We start from the raw sequence: 740 nt of genomic DNA, 5'->3' as shown, positions 1-740 counted from the left end.
CCCCAGGGACGGGCGATGGGAGTAGGCCCGGGTTGCGGGTGATGGGGGCTGATCTGCGCCTCCGCCTCCGCCCTCGCTGCAAGAAGGCTGCTGCGCACCGCATCGAGGCTGGCGTCCTCTTCGAGGAAGCGCCCGGCCATCTGCGGCCGTCCCGCAAGGCGACAGAGGTCGACCACGGCGCGGGCATGGGCGATGGCGTCACGCCGGATCGCGGTTGGATCGATGCCTGTCACCACAGGGTCGAGACTTGGCGGTGTGCCCGGCGCAGGCTCGGGTTCACCGTGGATCTCGAGAGCCTCGTCGCGGATCTCGTCGCCTTCGACGTCTCCGGCGGCTTCATTGACGTCCTGATCGCTCTCGAAAGCCGGATCAGCGATGGCTTCCGCCAGTGCGGGTGGCGCGTTGCGGAACCGCGCGATGTCAAAGCTGGCTGCAATCCGCACCGGCTCGATCATGCGGGTTGCAAGCCCCGCCTCGAGGGCCGCTTCCGCATCGAACCAGGTCTCGGCCGCCATCAGCGCCGCGATTTCCTCTTCGGTGCGTCCGGACCTTGCCGCATAGCCTCGGACCATGCCGCCTGCGATCTTGTCCATCGTATCGGCCATCTCGCGCATATCGGTGGCGGTGCCCATGACCAGCCCCGAAGGGTCGTGGATCATCAGAAAGGCATTCTCGGGCATGACGATCTCGTCACCCGCCATGGCCACATAGGAGGCCGCCGAGGCGGCCACGCCGTCGAT

The 740-nt window shown here is 67.4% G+C and carries 1 protein-coding gene; it reads right to left on the bottom strand.

All coding sequences use genetic code 11. The features are described 5' to 3' along the window. The coding region (locus G5V65_RS22000) for a head maturation protease, ClpP-related (RefSeq protein WP_206526942.1) at positions 1 to 740 on the bottom strand (740 nt) is incomplete at both ends.

Origin of the sequence: Paragemmobacter kunshanensis (assembly GCF_011059185.1) — a bacterium.
GTDB classification, from domain to species: Bacteria; Pseudomonadota; Alphaproteobacteria; order Rhodobacterales; family Rhodobacteraceae; genus Paragemmobacter; species Paragemmobacter kunshanensis.
The sequence above is the reverse complement of the archived record's forward strand: the minus strand, read 5'-3'. Positions and strand labels throughout refer to the sequence as shown.